The organism is Candidatus Pelagibacter ubique HIMB140 (assembly GCF_025558165.1).
Taxonomy (GTDB): Bacteria; Pseudomonadota; Alphaproteobacteria; order Pelagibacterales; family Pelagibacteraceae; genus Pelagibacter; species Pelagibacter ubique_T.
Genome location: NZ_LAMZ01000001.1, coordinates 608,304 through 631,222, shown reverse-complemented (window position 1 = coordinate 631,222; position 22,919 = coordinate 608,304). Strand labels below are relative to the sequence as shown.

Sequence of the window (22,919 nt, the reverse complement as noted above, 5' to 3'; positions counted from 1 at the left end):
TTTAAGAAAAATTATTGATTGTATTTTCAATATCTTCTTTTTTAATCATCATTAGATCTAACTTAGTTTTACTCTCTTTTTTATTTAATCTCACCGATTGGATTTGAATACAGCTTTCAAAAAATCTTCTTAAATCTCTAGCATTAGAATACTTATCGCCAGTTATTTCTATAATTTTTTTACAAGTATTTTTAATTGTACTGCTTGCATCATTGGCAATCATGTATTTGTTATCACGGCAAAGCTTATAGAAAATTTGGTATAATTCTAAATCATTATAATTTTCAAAAATTATATTTCTTTTGAACCTAGATGCTAGACCGGCATTTGAAGCTATAAATTCTTTCATATTAGTTTCATAACCAGCAACAATCACTATCAGTCTATCTCTATAATCCTCCATAAACTTTAGCAATTCATCAATTGCTTCTTGACCATTATCATTTGGATCTTTTTTATTTGATAAAGTATACGCCTCATCAATAAATAATACGTTGTCTATTGCTTCATTAAATTTATCAGCTGCTCTTTCTGCTGTTTTACCTTTCTCTGCTACCACCAAATCACTTCTGGTCACTTCTATAAGTTTTCCTCCAGCAATAATTCCTAAATCCCTATAAATATTAGCCAAAAGTCTAGCCACTGTAGTTTTTCCAGTTCCTGGATTACCAGAAAAAATTAAATGGTATGTTAGTGGCATTGCATCCCCTAAGCCTTGTTCTTTTCTATCTTTAGAATTTTCAAGAAAAGCTAATAAGTTTTTCACCTCTTCCTTTACTCTTTTTAACCCAGGTAATTTGTTTATTTCGTTTAGATTTTTTTCAAGATCTTCATTCATTGATTTCTACAGAATTATAGTTAAAAATTTATTTAAGATCTTTTTATTTAAATGAAACTAATAATTCAAACATTTTTAATTTTATTTTTTTCAACTTCTTTTTTATTAGCTGGTGAGTCAGGAGACTTGCCTGGTGAGGAAACAACTAAGCCAGAAGAAATGTTTGAAGAAAAACCCATTGAAAAAGAGGGTTTAGATGTTTCTAATATAACTGAATTATTAAAACCAAAAAATACTGAAGTAGCGCTCCCTAAAAATAGACTAGAGCAAATATTTGATCAGTTTTTTTTAGCAGAACTTAATAAAGATCAATTAAGTATAATTGGTGAATGTGAAAATAATCTTGCTGAAGGCAAATGTTTTAAAGTTAAACCAAAAAAGCTATCTAATCATTTTAATAATTATTATTTTTATACAAATTCTCAAAATCAAGTTTATTCAATAATTGCATTTAATAACAAAAAGCAAGGTGACTTAAATCGATGCAAAGAAAAAATCTCTTTATGGAAGGATTATTTTAATAGTTTTGATTTGATCGAGAAAGAACCGAAAGATAATTCATTAAACTTTGTGCTAACTGATGCTCCCCAAAAAAATAGTATTGAAATTTTTGCATCATGTTATGAAGAGCAATTCAGAGACATATCTTCAAGTTTTAGTATAAAATTTTTTAAAAATGTTTGATGAGAGTTTTTGTCGTTCTTGTCTTAATTATATTTTTTCAAAATAAAGTATATGCAGGTAATATTACTGCTGAAGTAAAAAAATCTTACAAAGAGAGAACAGAATTTGTAAAAAAATATATATCCACAATAAAAGAAAATAGAAAAACAAACAAAAAATTTAAAGGTAGTATTGTAGAGTCTGTTTCAGGTAGATTGTATACTAGATGGGGATCTTTATCCCAATATGAATTAGATCAAAAAGCTTTAAAAGATTGCAAAAATGATGGTGGGGTTGACTGTTTGGTTCGGTTTAGAACATTAAAGAAAAATCCTAAATACAATAGATTAGCAAGATATAACAATTCAAAAAAAAGTTTAAAAGTTTTGGGTAAATACATCAAATCAAAAAAGATAACTTCTACAAAAGAAATTTCAATTCTAGTTAGTGAAGAAAACTATAGAGAAGATACATTTTACTGTGCAAAAACCAAATCTAATCATAAAGATGAAACTAATTTTATTTCAAAAGCAATTGAAATTTATCCAATTAGTTTTCTAAGAAATTCTGGTTTAAGATATGTTATGATATGTGAAGATGTAGTAGAAGATTCACTTGGTTATGCTCTTGCTGGTCTAGCGCCAGGTCATGTTGATAAATCCCCAGGAGTATTTTACTTAAATTTATCTTCTTTCAAAAAGTTTAAAAATCCAAAAACTAAAAAAAAGTGGTTACAAAAAACATTTCATCATGAATTCTATCATATAATTGATTCATCTATGTCTTTGAACCAGCTTGATCAAGAATGGGAAAGGATCAATGAAACAGATTATACAGATGAACCTTTGTTAGATGGCAGCGGAATAGATACTTCAGTTGCGGGATTTATATCAAAATATGCTAGATATAATTCAGCAGAAGATAAAGCCGAACTATTCACTTTTATGATAACTCAACATAAAGATTTTAAAAAAGCCATTGCTAAAGACAAAATATTAGCAAAAAAAACAAAATTAATGATTTCAAGACTTAAAAAAGTTTCACCAGAAATAAATAAAAATTTTTGGAAAAATTTAAATTAAGTTTTTCTTAAATCACTGATATTTTTAATCAGTTCTTGGCAATCTTTTTCGACTTTTGCAAATACATCTGACCAATCACCTTGAACTTTTTGTCTGTAAATTCTGAAATTATCATACCAAATAGTTTCATCTTTAGAGTTAAACCACCTCCAATCAGAAACTTTAGGCAATAATAACCATGTTTGAGTACCAAGTGTACCAGCTAAGTGAGCAATTGAAGTATCAGTTGTTATCACAAGATCTAAATATTTTATTATCGCGGCTGTATCGATGAATATTTTTGAACCAGTGTCCATTAACAAATCATAATTAACAATATTTTCCTCTAGTTTAAATTTTTCAATTTCTGATACAGCTCCACCTTTTTGAAGGCTTACAAATGTAGCTAATGGATTTTGCGTAATATTTTTAAAATTATTTAAAGAAACTGAATTATTTGCAACTCTCGGGTTTAATCCGCTACCTTTCCAATTTAAACCTATTTTTACATTATCATTAACTGCGATTAATGTTTCCCATTCAAGAAGTTTATTATCATCAATTTTAAGTGATGATGGGAATGGACAATTGCTATTCAGATCTGGTGTAAGCAAATAGATTAAATTTTGTAATGGTATCCAATAATCATAATCATCATATTCTTTTTCATTGCTGATGATTTCTTCTATAAAAACCATATCTTCAAAGAAATGATGCAATTCCTCTTGGCACTGAAAAACAATTTTACAATTAAGCTGACTCAAGGTTTCAAGGTATCTTGAAAATTGCAAAGTGTTACCCAATCCATTTTCAGCAATAATTAGAATTTTTTTATTCTGAATATTTTGACCATTCCATATTAAATTTTTTTTGTGAAGTACTGATTTAAAATTTCTATCTTCATATATTCTGTGACTATATTCTTTAAAACCCTCCTCAAAATTTGACATTGATAAAAGAGTAGTTCCTAAATTAATTTTTGATTTATTAAAGTTAGGGTTTAACTCAATTGTCTTCCTGTACATTTCAATTGCTTCAGAATATTTACCAGCATTCAGTAGTGTATTTGCGAAATTAAAATGAACTACATGAGAGTCAGGTTTTGCCTTAACAGCCCTTTGGTGACAGATTATAGCATCTTCGTACTTATGCTGAAGATAGAATAAGTTTCCAAGGTTACTTAAAATAAAATGATTACTTGGATTATTTATAAGTCCTTGTTGGTAAACTTTTATTGCTTCATCATAATTTTGATCTTGCTTATGTAAAGTTGCAAGACTTAAGTAAGCTTTTATTTCTTTAGAATCTATTTTGATTGCAGCCTTGTAGCACTCTATCGCTTTTTCTAATTTTTTACTCTGTTCATAAACTAGACCTAAACTTAAATAACCATCGATATAAGTAGGGTCATGAGCTAAAAGATTTGTTAACACTTTTTCGGCTGCAGAGTTATTATTCAGCAAGAAAATATTTGTACCTAATCTGTTTAGAGCTTTAGGATCAAAATTCCTATCTAGCGATGAAAAATAATACCAAATTGATTTATCAAAATTATTTTGTTTATAATGAATATCGCCAATCAAATTATAAATTTCATGATTATTAGGATCATTTTTTAATAAGTTGAAAGCATTTTGTTCTGCAAGACCATATTGTCTATTATCTAATAATTGATAATTTTTTTTTATATTTTGAGCTACTAGAGATTTATTCATTTTTTAAACGAATCAGTTAACTAACAATATATCTTTAAATAAGATTATAAAAGACTGATCCAAAATATGGATAAAGTGCAGAAGCAATGACTATAAAACATCCATAAGGAATTTGAAAATCTTTGTCTTTTTTATAAAAATAAATGATCAAAGAACCAATAATTGCCCCAGCTATAGCTGAGCTTGCTAAAATTAAATAAATTGATTTTATTCCAAGCCAAATACCAACCATTAAAAATAATTTTGCATCTCCTAATCCCATGCCTTCTACTTTCCTGATTTTAAAAAATAAAAATCTAATAAAATAAATGATTAAATATCCAATTATTCCTCCAATGATAGAGCTAAATATATTAACGTCGAATGGATTGTATTGAAAAAAAGTAAAGATTAATCCAAGAATTGATAATGGGATAGTTATTTTATCTAGAATTAAATAATATTTTAAGTCAGTAAAAAAAATTATTAATAATCCTGAATAAAAAATAATAAAAGCTAAAGCTTTTAAACTAAGACCGTATAAACTGTAAGCATAGACAAATAAGATTGCTGTTGAAATCTCTACTATAAGATAACTGATATTTATTTTACTTTTACAATTTTTGCATTTACCAAGATTTGTTATGTAAGAGATAATTGGTAAATTTAAATAAAAAGGTATTTTGTATTTACACGTTGTACAAAAAGATCTCTTTGAAACAATATCTAAATCATTAGGAAGTCTGTATATACAAACATTGTAGAAGCTTCCAAAAATTGATCCAATTATAAACAGTGATAAGGTAAGCACTTACCTTTTAAATTTTATTTTGTCTCCGTCATCATCATCTCTTTTGATGCTAGGACTTGTTTCTTCTGTTTGATTGTTTTCTGGCTCAGATTCCTTTGGTTGAGCTTGTGTTTCTTCATTTGGTGAAAGATCAACATTTTCACTTGCCTGAGGTTCTGGCTCTTGTACAGGTTCAGGATCAGAGCTTGCTTCAGCTGCATTTGCACCTGTAACATTTTTGATTTTAAAGATTTTGTCTAAGTGAGCTAATTTAATAACTTTCATAACCTCATTGCTAACGTCTGTTAAAGAGAACTCTTTTGAGTTACTTTTTGATAGCTGCATTCCCTCTACAAGCGCTGCTATTCCTGAGGAGTCTATGTAATTTACTTTTGATAATTGAACTTCAATTACGTTAACTTTATCAATCAAATCTTTTATATTTTCTCTTACTTCGGGAGATCCGTCCAAGTCAATTTCACCAGAAAGAAATAATTTTCCTATATTACCTTCTATTTTTTGTTCGATAGACATATGTATTTTTTTATATTATTAGTTTTAAATTACAACATATGATTATCGACTGTATTTGCGGAAAAAAGAAGTTCAAATTGGCTGATGGAGTTATGCCAGCTGAAGGATCAAAAGTAAGATGTGGGTCTTGTTCTGAAGTTTGGTTTTATCATCCAGACCAAGGTAATGTATCCAAAGTTGATGAAAAAGTTACAGAAAATTTAGAGCCGCCCCAATCAGAGATTGTTAATGAACAAGTTTCTGAAACTATAGAAGACAAACAACCAGTTGTTGAAGAAAAAATTGAAAATATAAATGAAAGTTTACCTGAAGATGATCCTGAGGAGTTATTATCTAAAATAGATACAGACGAAGTAACTGAGGAAGAAAGCATTGAAGAAACTGCTAAAGAAAATGTTTCTAATTTTAAAATATTTACAGATGAAGAAGAAAATTTACCTTCAAAATCTGAGATGGATAAAAACTTAGATGATTTTGTCCAGGACAGAGATAAAAATTTAAATTTTTTTCAAAAATTATTTAAAAAAGATAGAATTAAAGAAGCATCAAAATCATTAGAAAAAGAACAGCAAAAAAAATTAGAGGATGAGAAAAAAAAATCTGACGATGCAAGAAGAACTAGGCTTCTTTTTTATTTATTAATACTATTGTTGATAGTCTTCGCTGTTGTATTAGTTCCTTTTAGAGATAAGGTTGGAATGGCTTTTCCATTTATGGAAACTTACCTGGAATATTTAATTCCTATGTATGATTATATCAAAGGACCTTTAGGATTAGGTTAAAAATAAATTATTTATTCTTTATTTTTATTTTCTTCAGCTAATTTTGCTTCCTCTAGCTTGAACTTTTCAATTAATTTTTCTTTATCTTTTAATAATTTTTCTTTACCAGGAAAAACATACGCTCCAATCTTTCCTTGAGCTATAACTTTATCAGATTTAGTATTTTCTCTTGATATACTCTCTGAAATTATATTTACCTTAAAATTAGTTTTAGAAATTTTGTTTTTAAGAAAGGTTAAATTTTCAAATGTGCTTAAAAATTGATATTCTATATAATTTATAGAATAGTCTTTGCCCAATGGATCTGCTTCTCCCTCATTTAAACTGTTAATTTTAACATTAAATTCGTTCGCCATACCAGAAATAGAGTTTTTAAAGTTTTGAAATTCAGTTGGTGACATAAACATCATAATTTCCTTAATATATTCATACTCATTTTTATTTACTTCTTTTCCAGCGGTTGCCATCTTAATTAAAAAATTATCAGACTCAGCTTGGATACTATTTGCTCCAGCTAAAACTTTTTTCTGTTTTGATAATTGAATTGATGTGTAGATCTCACTAATGATAAACACAAAAAAAGTTAAAATCATAACAGTGAAACCAACTACAACAAACTTCGATTTGTCTTTAATAGATTCGTCTTCAACTGTAACTGATTTATTTTTACCCAATCCAAACATTATAAATTTTTTACTATCATTATCAGGTTTGATAAACTGTTAATGATTCGTTCTTAAAAATTATTATATGAAAAAAAGCCCAAATTACATCAAAAAAACTCTCAATGAAATTAAACTTGAATTACTCAAAGATAAAAAACTTCAACTTTCAAAAGAGCTTTATGTTCAAAAACTTAAAGAAATTTTTAATGAACAGGTAATTGATCTCAAAGACGGTGTTGAGACAAGAATGTCTTCTACGGGAACTGACAAAACAGTAGCACTTACCTCAACTAATGAGACATCAATTCAATCACAACCAAAGCAAAAGACAAATAAAAGTGAGAAAATAATTTTTTTAAACAACGAAATTGTTGATCAAAATTTGAGTGAAATAGACGAAGCAAACCAGGAATTATATAACTTCGGAAATACTGATGGAAATATTATTGAACTTAAAGAGGAAGTGTTTGAAAATAATGATCAAAAAATAATAGATTTAATTGATGAAGTTGATGAAATAATTAATCTAACTGAAGAAGTGGCAGAGACTGTTGTTAGTAAGCAAAGTAGTGAGCAAGAGCAAATAAAAGATAATAGCTTAGAAAAAGAGGAAATAAAAAGATCTCAAATATTTTCTAATGAACAGTTAGAAATGCTTAACGCAAAAATAAATGATCTTGATCTAAATAGTACTGAACTTTCTGAGAAATTAGATGAATTATTAAATCAAAAAAATCTTTTCTCGGAAAAGTTTAATGATCAGTTGGACATAAAATTAACAGATGCACTGGTTAGATCTGAAGAGAGTATTGAAAACAAATTTAATAATATAAATGATAATTATCACAAAGAGTTTGAAAAGTATGAAGATGAAACAAATAAAAATTTTGCAAATCTTGAAGATCAAATTGGACAGTTAAATAATCAATTTGACAATATTCAAAATAACATGAATTCAATTTCATCCAAAATAGATGAAAGTATAAATCAATTAAATGATCCACAAAAACTAAGTGAAAACTTAAATTTAAATAAACAATTTGAGGATCAAATTAGTGATTTAAAAAATTATAATTTAAAAATTGAAAATTCGTTAAATGATTTGAACAATAAAATTGATGAAACGTTAGACAATATTTCAGCTTATAGAAACGAAGCAACTCAGAAAATTGAAGAACTAAATCAAAAAGTTCAAAACATAGAGCCTGAGCTAATAAATAAAATTGAGGAACAACAAAAAAATAAAAGTCAGTCAGAAAAACTGCAAGATAAATTTGATCAAATGTCAAAAATTATGGATATGCAAAATATGAGAATGTTACAGATGTACCACTCATCTGAGCTACAGCACAGTCACTCTATACTTCAGAAAAATATGGAGACAAATATCTCTTCCTCACAAAAAAAAATTATAGATCCAGAAATAATTTCAGAAGAAATAAAAAAAGAGTTTTTTCCAAAAATTCAAAAAGAAATGGATAAACAGTTTAACTTATTAAAACAACAATTGTCTGAGTATGAGATAAAAAGTATTTTAGATAAGATAGGTTCAACAGATTTAAATAAAGAATTTAAAAAACCTGTTAAAAAATTTTCAAATTTATTTGATGCAAAAAAATATGTAAAAAATTCAATTTCAAAAAAATCAAGAGAATGGTTAAAGAATAACGAACTAATGATTGATGAAATTGCAAAAAAACTAATAGATAAATAGTTTTTTCCATAAACTTATTAAATAAAAATTGATTAATACTAGTAAAATTTTATAATTCATCTTACTTTTATTTTGATAGCGTCTTTTAAAATCTATATATAAATCCTCTGTTTTCAATTTTGGTTTTGAATTAATAATTAAGTCAGCTAAAATTTTAAAACCTTTACCAAAATACCTTTTTTTGTTTTTAGTAAAAATTTTCTTTTTAAATAAAAAGAAACCACTCATAGGATCTTTTGTCTTAATATTTAAAAAAGAAAAAAAGTAGATCAATACTAGAGAAGCAAATCTTCTATACTCTGATAATCCTGGATTATTCGGTTTGTAAAGTTTTCTTGCACCTACCACTAAATCTAAACTATTTTTTATGTACTTATCAAACATGCTTGGGATAAATTTTGGATCATGCTGTAAATCTCCATCCATTATTAATATATTTTTAAATTTAGATTTTTTAATTCCTTCAAAACAAGATTTGCTTAAATCACGTTCCTTAGATCTGAAGATTGGTTTAAAAAATGAATATTTTAATTTCAACTTATTTAATATTTTTTTTGAGTTATCAGTTGAGGAGTCATCTACAAAAATGATCTCAAATTTGTATTTTTTTAAAGTTTTAATAATTTTATTTGTTAAAGGGATGATATTTAATTCTTCGTTTAATACCGGGATTATAATGCTCAAAGATTTTTTCATTTAGCTCTTTGGTCATTAATCATATTATTTACCGTTTCTCTTAAAAAAGGGTTAAGTGTTATTGCGTCTTCAAAATGTCTTTTTGCAAGCTCTGTCTGCCCTAATTCTTTTAAGATAATTGAAGAATTATATAAAGCTGTAGCATGCAAAGGATTATGTAGGTTCGACATCATAAAACTTTCTAGTGCATTTTCTAATTGGTTTAATGCTTTTTGATTTAAGCCTTTTAAAAAATAAACATCATCTATTTCAGGTTCAGTAATTTTAATTAATATTCCTTTTGATTTATTTGACGCAATTAATTCATCAAAATCATTGAATATTTCATCAATAGTTTTAAGTGCTTCGATATAATTATCATGTTTGTAATAAAATTCTGCCAATCTAAATTTTATGGGAGGTTCGTAATTTGTTTCTTTTATTGAATTTAAAAAATAATCATGACCTTTTTTATTGTTTTTCTTAATAAAATAATTCATCAATTGAAATTTATTGTCTAAATCATTTGGATAGAGGTAGTAAAGTTGATAAATATTAAACAAAAAAGCACTTTCGTCATTTGAATGCATTGCTTTTGCAACTGGAATCGTAAAAGAATATTTATAAACATTAGATGGACTATTTTTATCTGCTTTTGAAAAAAAAATTTCATTGTTCTCATAAACATAGCTTCTGTCTTTTGTTACTAAAGTAAAAAAAACTATCACCAATAATGAAAAACTTAATATGAAAACGTTTAAATACTTCTTATTTATAAATTTTAATGAAAACCAACCAAACAAAATTGATAATGTAGGTATTGACGAATATTGATATCTTTCAGTTAGTTTTGATATAAGTGGAAATCCTGTTTCAATCAAATTAAATAAAATAGGCAAACTAAGTGTTGCAGATAACCAAAGAATAATAACTACTAAGATAGAGTCATTAAACTTAAAATATACAAATATTGAAAAAATCACAGTTATTATAAACAAAATAAAAATTATTAAACTGTAATTTCCATTATAGTTATCAGCATAAACATAGATATGCTCAAATGGGAAAATCAAACCTCTTAAATAAAATTTTACTGCTATTAAAAATTCTGAAATTAGTTGACTAAAATTTGAGTAGTAATTTATTAAATATTCATTTACAAAATTACTTCTAACGTAATAGAATGTTAAGAATACAATTAGTAAAGATAAAAATATAGGAAGTATTTTTTTTAAATTTTTTCGTAATTCACTATATTTTGAATTAATTAATAAAACTACTAAAGGAATTATGGCTAAAAAGGTTATAGCTGATAATTTTGAGCATAATGCAAAGAAATATAAAGTTATTACATAAAAAAAATTTACGATTGTTTTTTTTTTAAACAATTCAAATGAATAAATAAGAGTTAACAATGAAAAGAAAAGTGCCAAACTTTCATTTCTTGTTGTCACATTAAATATTATCTGCGAACCAATCGGATGAATTAGAAATATTATAGAGGCAAAATATAATACTGTTTTTTCTAAAATATTTTTAGGATTAAATAATAATTTTAAAATTATAAATACTAGATATGCATTAAGTATGTGTAAAATATAATTTGTATTTTTTGCAACTTTAATATTAGCTATTTCTCCTACAAAATAATTATATAAGAATGTAATAAAATTATCTAACTCGTGTGTTATAAAATAAATAGGATAAAAATGAAATTCAGCGTAAAAAAATGTTGCTAAAAGTTTTCCATCTCCAGGAGCGTTATTGAATTCTTTGTCTAGAGCACCATCATCAAATGTTCTTCCATAGTCAAGAGCATGCCAAAAAATAATATAAAAAAATAGGAAATTTAATAGAAAGAAAATAAGATCTTTTTCATAAAAAAATTTCTTAATTGTTTGAAAATTAAATTTTAACATTGATTAAATAGAACTAGTTTTTTAGTTTTATGTATAGCTAGTTCTAAGTATCATCAATATAGTATCATGATCAAAAATCATAAATTGCAAATAATTTACTTTTGTTAGTTAAAGAAATGCTTCTTTTATCAAATAAAATATATAATGATTTTATATATGTATTGCATCTATAAAATAAGTATATATATATAGATAATGTTTTAGTCTCGTTATTTAAATACCCTTTACATAAGATTAAAACAATTTATTAATGCAAATATAAAATTACTAAAACAATAAAAGGACAAAAGTAAATAAATGAAAAAAACATTACAAAAAGGTTTTTCACTAGTTGAATTGCTTGTGGTAGTTGCGATTATTGGAGTTTTAGCAGGAGTTGGTATCGTCGGATACCAGAGTTACACTGACTCAGCTAAAAGTAGAGTTGCATTAGCAAACTATAACTCTGTTAAAAGATTTGTTGATACAGAGCTAACACTATTGAACAATAATATTCAAACGGTATCAGGAGCACTAAGTGAAGGTGCAGATTGTGATAACTTAACAAAATACACAATTCACTCAGCTGGTCTTTCAGATTTTTTAACTGGTCTAGCTTGTTACTTTGATACTGGCGGTTATGGAAATGCTTTCAAAAATCCATATGATGCTGCAGGTGGAAATCAAGTATACTTCGATGCAGAAGATAGTGAGAAAACTAAAGGTGCTATCAACTTTGAATTGCCAACTAGTGATCAAGTTGTAGGTGGAACTACAGCTACTGAAGACGTATTAGCTGCAAGTACTGATGGAATGTTCTATGTAGAATATTACACAGCAGAAACAGCAACAGGATCTGGTGATTACAAAGGTGCAATGTACGAGCTTAAGTAATAAAACTTTTTAACTATTATTAAAACCCCCTAAATTTGATTTAGGGGGTTTTTTTATACCCTAAATATTCTTAGATTAAGTTTAATAAAATCAATAAAATTTATTTTATAATTATTTGAAAATTTATATTTTTCATAATAATAAAAAATATCTTTCCAATTACTTTGTTGTTTATCATCTAAATTTCTTAAAATTTCTTGGTGAGTATAATTTTTGTTTTCAAGATTATTAATTTTTTTAATTTTTTTGAAAAAGATATTAAAATAAATTTCTCTTTTAATTAGTGTTTTGAATATAATTAAGAAAAATAAAAATAAAAAAATTACAATTAAATAAAAATATAGGTCATCAACAATATTAAGATTTTTGAATTTATTCTCAATAAAGTTAGTTCTTGCTTTATCATCATATTTAATAAATTTATTAGTCCACAAGTAGTTTGCATAATCAAAATAAATAGAAATATTACCAATTTGATTTTTGTAAATAGACACATCTTGATTAGATAGCTCATTATTATTTACTTCATTATTAAAAGTTTGATTATTTGAATTTATGATATTTTTATTTGGAATTGATAATGTTGGATCATAAAGAACCCATTGATTATCAAGATAGACCTCTACCCAAGAATGGGCATCCTGTTGTCTAAAAGTGTAAAATTTTCCAAGGGAATTATATTCACCACCGTAATAACCAGAAACTATTCTTGCTGGTATACCAGCCAGTCTAGATAGAATCGTAAAAACACCAGCATAGTACTCACAATAACCAGTTTTGGTCTCAAAAAAGAATTTTTCATAGTTGTTTCCAATTTTTTTTGGATTTAAATTGTAATAATAATCACTTGTAGCAAATCTATTTAATATTTTATCTAGATAATCTCTTTTAGTTAATGAATTTTGGTAAGTATTGTTTGCCCATAGTTTTAGTTTTGGAGAAATATTTTCTGTAATTTTAGTATAAAAACTAATTAATTCTTGGTCATATAAATAGTCAAGTTTGTATGAGACTAAATCAAAAGCTGTTTTTTTTATAATTTCTTGTTCTGAAAAAGATAAGTTATCAAATAAATTATTTAAAATTTTTTGGTTTTTATAAGAATAATTAGTTAATTTAGGTAACCATTTTTTTTCATGAGGGAAGATTATAATTTTACCAAAAGGTATTTTTGATTGTTGCTTTAGGTTAATTTTGATATTTTTTGAGTACTGTTTAATTAGTTGACTTCCATCAGCTGATATCCAATTTTTATTTTCATCTATAATATTAAATACTTTTACTCTAAAATAATACTTTTTTGTTTCTAAATTTTTTTGCGGAGAAAATATAAATACACTTTCATCACTATTTGAAATATCTTCAAATGAACCTAAACTTATTTTATCAGGAATACCTAAGTTATTTTCATTTGTTTCAAATAATTTTAAATTAATTTCTGTTCTCGGAAAAATTAAGTAAATAACTAAAATTATTGGAAAAATACTAAAGCTAAAAAGTAAATATCTAAATATATTTTTAAAATTAACGTTTAATATTTTTTTTTGATTCAGTGAATATAATTGAATAATTGAGATGATTATCAAAACAAATGATGAAATAGAACTTGGTAAATCTTGTCCATATAGCAAAGAACTAATTCCTAAAAAAATACATGTATAATTGTAATAAAAGTAATCTTCTTTTTTCTCTAATTCTGAAAATTTTAAAAATATTAAAATTAAAATTATGCTTAAAAAATATTCTTTAGAAAGAGTATAATCACTAAGTATAAATTGAATGTAAAAACTAATTAATGCAACTATTCCACTAATTATTTTTTTATAACTATAATATAAATTATTTTGTAATATTGATAAAAATGCAATTAAGATAAAGTATAAATTATTTAAATTACTTACCTCAAAAGCTATTGAAAAATAACTCAAAATTAAAAGAAAAATTGATGTAAATTTATAGTTTAATAAATCAAATCTATACATTTGCTAGATAAGTTAATTGTTTTTTCTTGTGTTCATAACTACAAGACATATTAGACAAATAATCTTTATATTTTATGGAAAACAATCTTTTTTGATCATACATTTGATCAATAAGGTATGATGCATAGGATAATGCCTTTTCCTTATCATTGCTTAAATTTTCTATATCTATAATTAAATTTTGATTGTTATTTTTATATACAAATTTTTTATAAAATAATTTTCCTTTAATTGAATAATGTTTCCATGAAATTTTTGATAAATTTTGGCCAAATTTATCTTCTTCAATTTTATCAAACTCATAGTCAAAACCCTCTTTATTTAATTTGAGTATATTATCTAATAAATTTTCAGGTGGTTTTATTGGATTTGGATATATTGTTAATTTTTCCTCAAAAATAATTTTACTAAATGTATTTATTATTCCAAATGGAAAGACTGATTTAACATCTATTACAGGAACATTAAACGTTCCTCTTTTATCAAATTTATTTTTAAAACTAATCTGCTCATTTTCTTTAATATCTAAATTGATTGAATAATTATTTTGTTTTAGGTTAATGTTTATTCTTTCAGTCTTTTTTTCGTTCTTTACTAAGTAACTTAATTCAATAGGTTTTTTTGCAGGAAATACGTTGTTGATTAATCTAAATTCTAGATTATTTAAATTTTGGTAAGAAATTAAAATTGATATAAAAAAAACAAAAAAAAGCACAATCGATAGTAATAGAGCAAAGTTATTTTGGTAAAATATTGATACACAAAAACAAAAAAAAATTAAAACTCCAATTTGAATACCTTTTAGATTTGGGAAAATATATAAATTATTCCGATTTAACTTATTTTTAGTTTTTGAAGATTTTTTAAGTAAATTTTTTTCTAAAAAATTAAACTTCATCTGGAAGTGGTACTTTATCTAAAATTTCAGATCTAATAAAATCAACTGTTTCATTTTTTTCTACTAAATTAATTCTATGTCGCAAAACGTAAGGAAGGGTATCTTTAATTTCTTGAAAAGTAACATATTCCTTCTGATTAATTAGTGCCATAGCTTTGCTAATACTAATAGTTTGTTTTAAACATCTTATAGAGATATGAGTATTAACAAATTTTTTTTTGATATACTGATTAATATTATCTAGATATATTAAAATCAGTTCATTTACATTTATAGTATCTAAAGTTTTAATTTTTTTATAATTAAATTTTTTATCTCTAATAATTTTTTTATTTGTCTCATTATTTAAAATTTTTATTCGATCATTTTGATTTAATTGATCTAAAGAAAATGATACTGAAAAACGATCCAGTTGGGACTCTGGTAATAAAGAAGTTCCAGATAAATCAGATGGGTTTTGAGTTGCAATAACAGAAAATGGACTAGGTAACTTAAAAGTTTTTTTATCAATTGTAACTGTATTTTCTTCCATTGCCTCTAAGAAAGCACTTTGAGTTTTAGGGCTAGCTCTATTTAGTTCATCTGCCAAAACAATGTTAGTGAATATTGGACCTTTATTTATCTCAAATTTATTATTCTTTAAATATGTATAGCCCAAAATGTCACTTGGTAACATATCGGATGTAAATTGAATTCTTTTAAAACTTAAATTAAGAGATTCGGTTAATGATTTTGCAAATGAAGTTTTACCTGTACCAGGTAAGTCTTCTATTAAAATATGACCTCCACTAATAATTGTTGCAAGAGAAATTTTAATTTTAAACTGATTAGCTATTATATTTTTTGAAATACCATCTATAATATTATTAAACATTTGATTATTTTATTTATGATTTATAATTATTTATTTTTGATAATTCTGAACATAATATACTTAAAGACAAAACAAAGTAAAAAGTGAATGTTGCATGATAAAGAGCTCCATCTACCAGGCCATGACTCGCCAATCCAATTATACTTACTCCAGATATCAATAAGTGATTTATTTTAAATTTAAAAAAATATTTTAAGCTAATTATACTTAGTCTTATTAATAAAATAAAAATTAATGATGTTCCAACAATTCCCCATTCTACTATAAACTGGATAATAAAATTATGTGGATGATTGTGTGTTAAATAATTAGTAATTAATAAATCTCCATAAGATTTTTGGGCATAAAAATCATTGTAAGCAGCAATCGCAAAACCTCCAGGTCCTTTTCCAAAATAAGGATTTTCTAAAAAGATAATATATCCATATTTCCACAAATTAATTCTATCAAAAGCATAGAAAAGACCATGTTTGCTTTTGGAAAAAAAAATAAATTCATCTGGAGGTAATATTATTTGAAAAATTATTTGAGCTATTAATATGGATAAAAAAAAACTAGAAATAAAAATTAATAATTCATTTTTAAATTTTTCCTTGTTTAAGAATAATATTATGCATACAAAAAAATATGTTGCTAAAATTGCAATTATTGTACCTCGACCCATTAACAATATAGCTAAAGTTATAAAAGTGGTTAAAATTAATAAATTCAGGATTTTTTTTTCTTTTAAGGTTGAATGTAAACAACCCAAATAAAAAGCAACTAAAAATGTAACTAGCATCCCGACCATTCTTACTCCATCAAAAAATATAATTTCTTTATTGCTATGTGAAAGACCTTTATTTGATATAAAAATGTAAATAACAAATATAGAAAATGTTAATCCAGGAAAAATAACTGATTTAACTAAACTATCATAATTAATTATCCTATCTTTAAAATATAGATATAGAAAAATAAAAAAAAAAATATCTGTAATTGTGTCAAGATATCTAATTCTTAGCCATTGAAATGCAAATTGATGAATTTTAGATGGAGAAGTAATAAATGAAAATGTTACTGAAATAATAAATAAGATTAAAATAATACTTATTGTTCTATTTTTTTTTAGTACTGATTTTGTTTCTTTTATAAAATCGATTTTAGACAAAATTAAAAATATTATAATTAATTTTAAAAAAATTAATTTTTTATAGTCTTCAATAAAATTACCAGCTGTAATAAATATTACGGAAGAAATTAAAAAATAAAGTAAATTGTCAAAATATTTTACTCTCGACATTATGCTTATGGTTGTATCATTTTATTAAAATATAAATCATCCATTTTGCTGAATGTTCTAATTCTTAAATAATTAAATTTTTAGTTTATGATTTCAAAAAAGCTTGTTAGTTTTGCTAATTTTAAAACTGATAAAACAGCCTCACTTGGTTTTATAATTTTAAATTCTTTGCTTCCTTCCCCAGCTCTTTGTTTGCTTTCAATAAGCACTGCAATTCCTGAACTGTCTATGTAATCTACAGCACTCATATCTACTGATACAGCTTTATTATTATCTAGAGCGGAGTGTACTTGTTGTCTTAAGTTGCTTGAATTTTCTAGATCTATTTCACCACTTACAGTAATTGTTAGTAAATCGTTTTCAGTTTTTTCTGGATAACTCATGTTTTGAATATAATCAGAGTAAACACGTAGTCAACAAAATCATTAAACCTAAATGTTATTGTTGATGGTAAAAATTGAAATTAATTTAAAAATTAAGCCTAGGAGTAGCTTGCAGCAATTAATGCGATTGCGGAAACAGTGGATACAAAATAGATTAGTTTTTTCTTTTTCTTCTCTTTCCCATTAATCTTATTCATCATTTCTTCGTAACTTAACTTAGCGTTATATTCATTTTTATCTAAATAAGCTTTAGGTACCACCACATCATTTATTTTTTTATTTTTTAAAATTATATGTTGAATATTATTCATAATTTAAATTTTTGTAGAAAGCTCAATTAATTCTTTGAGAATAATCTCATTGTTTTCTAAATTTTTTTTTCTCCATTCTTGAGAAACATAAATTTTTGAATTGTCTTTAATTAACCAATTTAATTTGATTAATTCTGAAACTTTTCTTCTAACGGTTTCCCTTGGAAGACCAAGACTTCTTGAAATTAAATTAATACTTGCTCCATTTGAAGTAGAGCAAAAAACCTCATTTTCACAAATTAAGTTTTCATTATTAAAATTTTTTAAATTAATTCTACTAACTAATTTTAATATTTGAGGGTAATAAGATCTTTCACCAAAGTCTGATATATCTTTTGTATATATTGAAGCGACTAAATCTTCGATAATTTTGTAATTTTGTAAATGCATTAGCTGATCTTTTACCCAAATTGGGTTTTATTTAAAATAAAATTTATATTATTATCTAAGCTTAATATATAATTTTTCTATAGATATTTATTGTATAGCTTGAACTTCTAGTTTTTTTGTTTTCAATGATTTAATTGCTTTTAAACATGCTAGAGCAGTGGACATGTTTGTACAATAAGGAACTTTATTTTTAAGAGTTGCTCTTCGAAGTGCAATAGCATCATTTAATCTGTGCTCACTGTTTCCACCACCAGTATTAATTACAAGTTCAATTTTATTTGAATCTAATACATCTACAATATGAGGACTACCACTACTTACTTTGTTTATAATTTTACATTTCATTCCATGTTTTTGAATATATTCAGCAGTACCTTTTGTTGCACATAATTTGAAGTTAAGCTTTATCAGCTGTCTTGCTAAATCAATACCCTCATCTTTATGAGAGTCTTTTAGAGATATAAATGCAAGACCTTCTTTTGGAAGTGAATTAGCTGCAGCAATCTGACTTTTAGCAAAAGCCATTCCAAAATCTTTATCAAATCCCATTACTTCACCTGTAGACTTCATTTCAGGGCCTAAAAGTAAATCACTATTAGGAAACTTATTAAAAGGAAATACAGCCTCTTTTACAGCATACATTCCTTTTGAATTATCTTTAAGATTAAATTTAGAAAGCTTTTCTCCAGCCATTATTCTTGATGCAATCTTCGCAAGTGGAATTCCTTTTGCTTTTGATACAAAAGGTACAGTTCTACTAGCACGAGGATTTACTTCAATAATATAAATTTCATCTTTCTTGATTGCATATTGAATATTCATAAAACCCTTAACTTTAAGTGCTAAAGCTAATTTTTTTGTTTGGTTTTCAATTTCTTTTATAAGATATGGTTTAATAGATACTGGTGGCAAACTACATGCTGAGTCTCCAGAATGAATACCTGCTTCTTCAATATGTTGCATGATACCTGCTACAAAAACATCCTTACCATCAGAAATAGCATCTACATCAACTTCCATTGCATGATCTAGAAATTTATCAATTAGAATTGGATTTTCTTCAGCAGCTTTAAATGCTTCCTCAACAAAGTTTTTCAATTGACTTTTTTCATGAACAATTTCCATTGCTCTACCACCTAAAACATATGAAGGTCTAACTACTAATGGTAAACCAATTTTTTCAGATATCTTAATTGCCTCTTTGAATGTTTTTGCAATTCCACTATCTGCTTGTTTTAAATTTAATTTAATTAATAAATTTCTAAATTGATCTCTATCTTCTGCTAAATCTATAGAGTTATATTGTGTTCCTAAAATTGGAAGCTTGTTATCATTTAAAAATTTAGCAAGCTTAATTGGAGTTTGTCCACCAAACTGAGCAATTACACCTATTAGATTTCCTTTTTCTTGTTCTTTTTTAATTATATTAAATACATATTCTTCCTTTAAAGGTTCAAAATATAACCTGTCACTCGTATCATAATCAGTAGATACAGTTTCAGGATTACAATTAACCATGATGGTTTCAAAACCTGCATCTTTTAATGAAAAACTTGCCTGGCAACAACAATAATCAAACTCAATCCCTTGGCCTATTCTGTTAGGGCCACCACCTAAAATTATTATTTTCTTTTTATTTGATGGATCTGCTTCACACTCAGAACTTATTGAAAAATTTCTTTGATAAGTTGAGTACATATAAGGCGTAAATGATTTAAATTCAGCAGCACAGGTATCGACTTTTTTGTATACAGGTAGTACTTTGAGAGCTGTTCTTTTTCTTCTTACAAGATCTTCTGAGCAATTAGTAAGCTCTGCTAATTTTTTGTCTGAAAAACCAATAGATTTAATTCTATTAAATTCATTATAATCACTTGGAAGACCTCTTTTTTTAACAACTAACTCGTTATCAACAATTTCTTTAATTTGAGCTAAGAACCAAGGATCAATTTTAGATAAACTGTAAATACTTTTTAAATTGATTTTTTTCCTAAAAGCCTCAGCAACAAGGAGCATTTTATTTGGAATATGCTCTTTAAGTTTTTTTTCTATTTGTTTTTTATTTAGATTAAATATTTGGTCTAAACCAGAAAAACCAGTCTCTAAGGATACCAATGCTTTTTGTAAAGACTCCTTGAAATTTCTTCCAATAGCCATTGCCTCTCCAACAGATTTCATTGAAGTACCTAAAGTTACAGGAGAAGTAGAAAATTTTTCAAAAGTAAACCTAGGTATTTTAGTGACTACGTAATCAATACTTGGTTCAAAAGAAGCAGGTGTTACTTTTGTAATTTCATTTTTAAGTTCATCTAAAGTATACCCAACTGCTAGCTTGGCTGCTACTTTTGCAATTGGAAACCCGGTAGCTTTAGATGCAAGTGCTGATGATCTAGATACTCTTGGATTCATTTCAATAACAACCATTCGTCCATTTTTTGGATTGATTGCAAATTGAACATTTGACCCACCTGTCTCAACTCCAATTTTTCTCAAGCATGCAATAGAAGCGTTTCTCATAACCTGATACTCTTTATCAGTAAGAGTTAAAGCTGGAGCAACAGTTACAGAATCTCCCGTGTGAATTCCCATCGGATCAATATTTTCTATTGAACATATAATTATACAATTATCTTTTTTATCTCTTACAACTTCCATCTCAAATTCTTTCCAACCTTCTAGACATTCTTCTACAAGAACTTGGCTTACAGGGGACTCGTACAATCCATTTTTTATAATTTTAAGATATTCTTTTTTATTTTTCGCTATCCCACCGCCTAGACCACCTAAAGTAAATGCAGGTCTTATGATTGCAGGTAAACCAATTTTATTAAGAACTTTAGAAGCTTGATTAATGTTATTAACAATTTCAGACTTTGGTAAATCTAAACCAATATCAATCATATTTTTTCTAAATTTCTTTCGATCTTCAGCATTAGAAATTGCTTTAGAATTTGCCCCAATAAGTTCTATTTTGTATTTTTGTAATATCCCTTTTTTCTCTGCCTCCATTGCAAGGTTAAGAGCAGTCTGACCTCCCATTGTTGGAAGAATTGCATCAGGTTTTTCTTTTATAAGAATTTTTTCAAGAACCTCTAATGTGATTGGTTCTATATAAGTTTTATCTGCAACATCTGGATCTGTCATTATTGTTGCAGGGTTAGAATTAATTAAAACAATTTTATAACCTTCATCTTTTAAAGCTTTGCAAGCTTGTGTTCCTGAATAATCAAACTCACATGCTTGACCAATAATAATTGGACCCGCTCCAACAACTAAAATTTTTTTAAGATCTTTTCTTTTTGGCATTTTTTTTCATATTGTTAATAAATTCTTGAAATAAATAGATACTGTCTTGAGGTCCTGGATTAGACTCAGGGTGGTACTGCACTGAAAATATAGGTTTGTTTTTTAATTTAATTCCTTCAACACTACTGTCAAAAAGAGATTGATGGGTTACTTGAATATTTTTGGGCAAAGTTTCTTCAACTACCTTAAATCCATGATTTTGACTTGTTATTTCTACATTACCGTGAACTAAATTTTTTACAGGATGGTTAGCTCCTCTATGACCTAGTTTCATTTTTTTTGTTTTACCTCCTAGGGCCAGAGCTAAAATTTGATGTCCCAAACAAATTCCAAATATTGGTAGATTTTTTTTTATAAGTTCTTTGATAATATTTATCGCGTATTTTCCAGTTGCAGCAGGATCACCAGGTCCATTTGATAGAAATATTCCATTAGGCTTAAGTTTAATTATATTTTCTGCAGAGGTTGCACATGACACAACTGTCACTTTGCAATTAAAATCAGAAAAATATCTTAAAATATTTTTTTTAATACCATAATCAATTGCAACAACATGAAATTGATTTTTTTTATTTTTGACAAATCCATCTTTCTTTTTCCAAGTTTTAAAACCTTTCCAAATATAATTTTTTGGAGTTGATACTTCTTTAGCAAGATCAAGGTTTTTTAATCCACTCCATTTTAAAGTAGTATTTGTTAGTTTGCTTAAATTGAATTTTTGTTTTTTTGAGAAAGCAATTGTTCCTTTTGGTGCTCCTTTATCTCTAATAAAATTTGTTAAACTTCTAGTATCTAAACCAGTGAGTCCAACAATTTTATTTTTCTTTAGCCATGAATCTAGATTTAAGTAAGCTCTGTAATTTGATGGATCAGTTATTTCTGAATTAAAAATTACTCCCTTAGTCCATATTTTGTCAGACTCTATATCTTCTCTGTTGGTACCTACATTTCCAATGTGTGGAAACGTAAAATTGATAATTTGACCAGCATAGGATGGATCTGAGATTATTTCCTGGTAACCAGTTAAAGAAGTATTAAAACATACTTCTCCAGTTGCTTCACCTTCGTAGCCAATACCAATTCCTTTAAATACTTTCTTATTTTCAAGAACTAAAACACCTGTATTAATTTGATGATTATTTTTTGAGTTTATTTTTTTTGAATTTTTGATCAATTACAACTCATGAGTTAAAGGTTAATACAATAATTGCTTTATTATCGCAACAGAGATGTATTATAAAATTGTAAAAAAACAATTTTTCTTTTGAAGAATTTTTTCTTTGAA

Annotated in this window: 21 protein-coding genes; 5 read left to right on the top strand and 16 right to left on the bottom strand. The window is 26.0% G+C overall.

Annotated elements, in window-relative coordinates:
* Position 1: 1 nt before the first annotated feature.
* Positions 2–838, bottom strand: coding sequence for an AAA family ATPase (locus tag VP90_RS03505; protein WP_262589716.1), 837 nt, complete (start codon positions 836–838; stop codon positions 2–4).
* 51 nt (positions 839–889) lie between these two features.
* Between VP90_RS03505 and VP90_RS03500 the strand changes: the two genes are divergently transcribed.
* Together VP90_RS03500 and VP90_RS03495 are read left to right on the top strand one after the other, a co-directional pair.
* Positions 890–1,522 (top strand): hypothetical protein, encoded by a 633-nt coding sequence (locus VP90_RS03500; RefSeq protein ID WP_262589714.1) that lies wholly within the window; start codon positions 890–892, stop codon positions 1,520–1,522.
* Positions 1,522–2,583, top strand: coding sequence for a putative zinc-binding metallopeptidase (locus VP90_RS03495; protein WP_262589713.1), 1,062 nt, complete (start codon positions 1,522–1,524; stop codon positions 2,581–2,583). The genes VP90_RS03500 and VP90_RS03495 overlap by 1 nt, the downstream gene beginning before the upstream one ends.
* Here the strand turns inward: VP90_RS03495 and VP90_RS03490 are convergent.
* The 3 genes from VP90_RS03490 to VP90_RS03480 are packed head-to-tail and all read right to left on the bottom strand — an operon-like array spanning position 2,580 to position 5,580.
* On the bottom strand, positions 2,580–4,277 hold the full coding sequence (locus VP90_RS03490) for a tetratricopeptide repeat protein (protein ID WP_262589712.1): 1,698 nt from the start codon (positions 4,275–4,277) through the stop codon (positions 2,580–2,582). The genes VP90_RS03495 and VP90_RS03490 overlap by 4 nt on opposite strands.
* Before the next feature lie 34 nt (positions 4,278–4,311).
* Entirely contained in the window at positions 4,312–5,067 is a 756-nt protein-coding gene (locus tag VP90_RS03485) for a prepilin peptidase (protein WP_262589711.1), read from the bottom strand.
* Positions 5,068–5,580, bottom strand: a complete 513-nt coding sequence (locus VP90_RS03480) for an STAS domain-containing protein (protein WP_262589710.1) — start codon at positions 5,578–5,580, stop codon at positions 5,068–5,070.
* Positions 5,581–5,618: 38 nt separating this feature from the next.
* On the opposite strand from VP90_RS03480, the gene VP90_RS03475 reads away from it, so the two are divergent.
* Entirely contained in the window at positions 5,619–6,362 is a 744-nt protein-coding gene (locus VP90_RS03475; RefSeq protein ID WP_262589709.1) for a hypothetical protein, read from the top strand.
* Positions 6,363–6,373: 11 nt separating this feature from the next.
* Here the strand turns inward: VP90_RS03475 and VP90_RS03470 are convergent, their stop codons facing one another.
* On the bottom strand, positions 6,374–7,045 hold the full coding sequence (locus VP90_RS03470) for a hypothetical protein (RefSeq protein ID WP_262589708.1): 672 nt from the start codon (positions 7,043–7,045) through the stop codon (positions 6,374–6,376).
* A gap of 67 nt (positions 7,046–7,112) precedes the next feature.
* Here VP90_RS03470 and VP90_RS03465 point away from each other — a divergent pair, with 67 nt between their 5' ends.
* Entirely contained in the window at positions 7,113–8,741 is a 1,629-nt protein-coding gene (locus VP90_RS03465; RefSeq protein WP_262589707.1) for a hypothetical protein, read from the top strand.
* Here VP90_RS03465 and VP90_RS03460 read toward each other — a convergent pair.
* Together VP90_RS03460 and VP90_RS03455 are read right to left on the bottom strand one after the other, a co-directional pair.
* Positions 8,727–9,437 carry a glycosyltransferase gene (locus VP90_RS03460; protein ID WP_262589706.1) on the bottom strand — a complete coding sequence of 237 codons (711 nt, stop codon included), beginning with the start codon at positions 9,435–9,437 and terminating at the stop codon, positions 8,727–8,729. The two genes, VP90_RS03465 and VP90_RS03460, sit on opposite strands and share 15 nt — an antisense overlap.
* A complete protein-coding gene (locus tag VP90_RS03455; RefSeq protein ID WP_262589705.1) occupies positions 9,434–11,335 on the bottom strand; it encodes a tetratricopeptide repeat protein in 1,902 nt (633 codons plus the stop codon). Before VP90_RS03455 ends, VP90_RS03460 begins: the two co-directional genes overlap by 4 nt.
* A 297-nt stretch (positions 11,336–11,632) precedes the next feature.
* On the opposite strand from VP90_RS03455, the gene VP90_RS03450 reads away from it, so the two are divergent.
* The gene (locus VP90_RS03450) at positions 11,633–12,208 is read left to right on the top strand and encodes a pilin (RefSeq protein WP_262589704.1); all 576 of its coding nucleotides are present in this window, start codon (positions 11,633–11,635) and stop codon (positions 12,206–12,208) included.
* 53 nt (positions 12,209–12,261) lie between these two features.
* Here VP90_RS03450 and VP90_RS03445 read toward each other — a convergent pair whose 3' ends face one another.
* From VP90_RS03445 to carA, 9 genes are all read right to left on the bottom strand, one after another.
* Positions 12,262–14,190 (bottom strand): transglutaminase-like domain-containing protein, encoded by a 1,929-nt coding sequence (locus tag VP90_RS03445; protein ID WP_262589703.1) that lies wholly within the window; start codon positions 14,188–14,190, stop codon positions 12,262–12,264.
* A complete protein-coding gene (locus VP90_RS03440; RefSeq protein ID WP_262589702.1) occupies positions 14,183–15,088 on the bottom strand; it encodes a hypothetical protein in 906 nt (301 codons plus the stop codon). The genes VP90_RS03445 and VP90_RS03440 overlap by 8 nt, the downstream gene beginning before the upstream one ends.
* On the bottom strand, positions 15,078–15,962 hold the full coding sequence (locus tag VP90_RS03435; protein WP_262589701.1) for an AAA family ATPase: 885 nt from the start codon (positions 15,960–15,962) through the stop codon (positions 15,078–15,080). The genes VP90_RS03440 and VP90_RS03435 overlap by 11 nt, the downstream gene beginning before the upstream one ends.
* A gap of 13 nt (positions 15,963–15,975) precedes the next feature.
* Positions 15,976–17,244, bottom strand: a complete 1,269-nt coding sequence (locus VP90_RS03430; RefSeq protein ID WP_262589700.1) for an O-antigen ligase family protein — start codon at positions 17,242–17,244, stop codon at positions 15,976–15,978.
* 80 nt (positions 17,245–17,324) lie between these two features.
* Positions 17,325–17,627 carry an STAS domain-containing protein gene (locus VP90_RS03425; protein ID WP_262589699.1) on the bottom strand — a complete coding sequence of 101 codons (303 nt, stop codon included), beginning with the start codon at positions 17,625–17,627 and terminating at the stop codon, positions 17,325–17,327.
* A 98-nt stretch (positions 17,628–17,725) separates the two neighbouring features.
* Positions 17,726–17,938 (bottom strand): hypothetical protein, encoded by a 213-nt coding sequence (locus tag VP90_RS03420; RefSeq protein ID WP_262589698.1) that lies wholly within the window; start codon positions 17,936–17,938, stop codon positions 17,726–17,728.
* A 3-nt stretch (positions 17,939–17,941) separates the two neighbouring features.
* Positions 17,942–18,328 (bottom strand): hypothetical protein, encoded by a 387-nt coding sequence (locus VP90_RS03415; protein ID WP_262589697.1) that lies wholly within the window; start codon positions 18,326–18,328, stop codon positions 17,942–17,944.
* 87 nt (positions 18,329–18,415) lie between these two features.
* Positions 18,416–21,634, bottom strand: a complete 3,219-nt coding sequence (gene carB, locus VP90_RS03410) for a carbamoyl-phosphate synthase large subunit (protein WP_262589696.1) — start codon at positions 21,632–21,634, stop codon at positions 18,416–18,418.
* Positions 21,612–22,808 carry a glutamine-hydrolyzing carbamoyl-phosphate synthase small subunit gene (gene carA, locus VP90_RS03405; RefSeq protein WP_262589695.1) on the bottom strand — a complete coding sequence of 399 codons (1,197 nt, stop codon included), beginning with the start codon at positions 22,806–22,808 and terminating at the stop codon, positions 21,612–21,614. Before carA ends, carB begins: the two co-directional genes overlap by 23 nt.
* Positions 22,809–22,919: the final 111 nt, after the last annotated feature.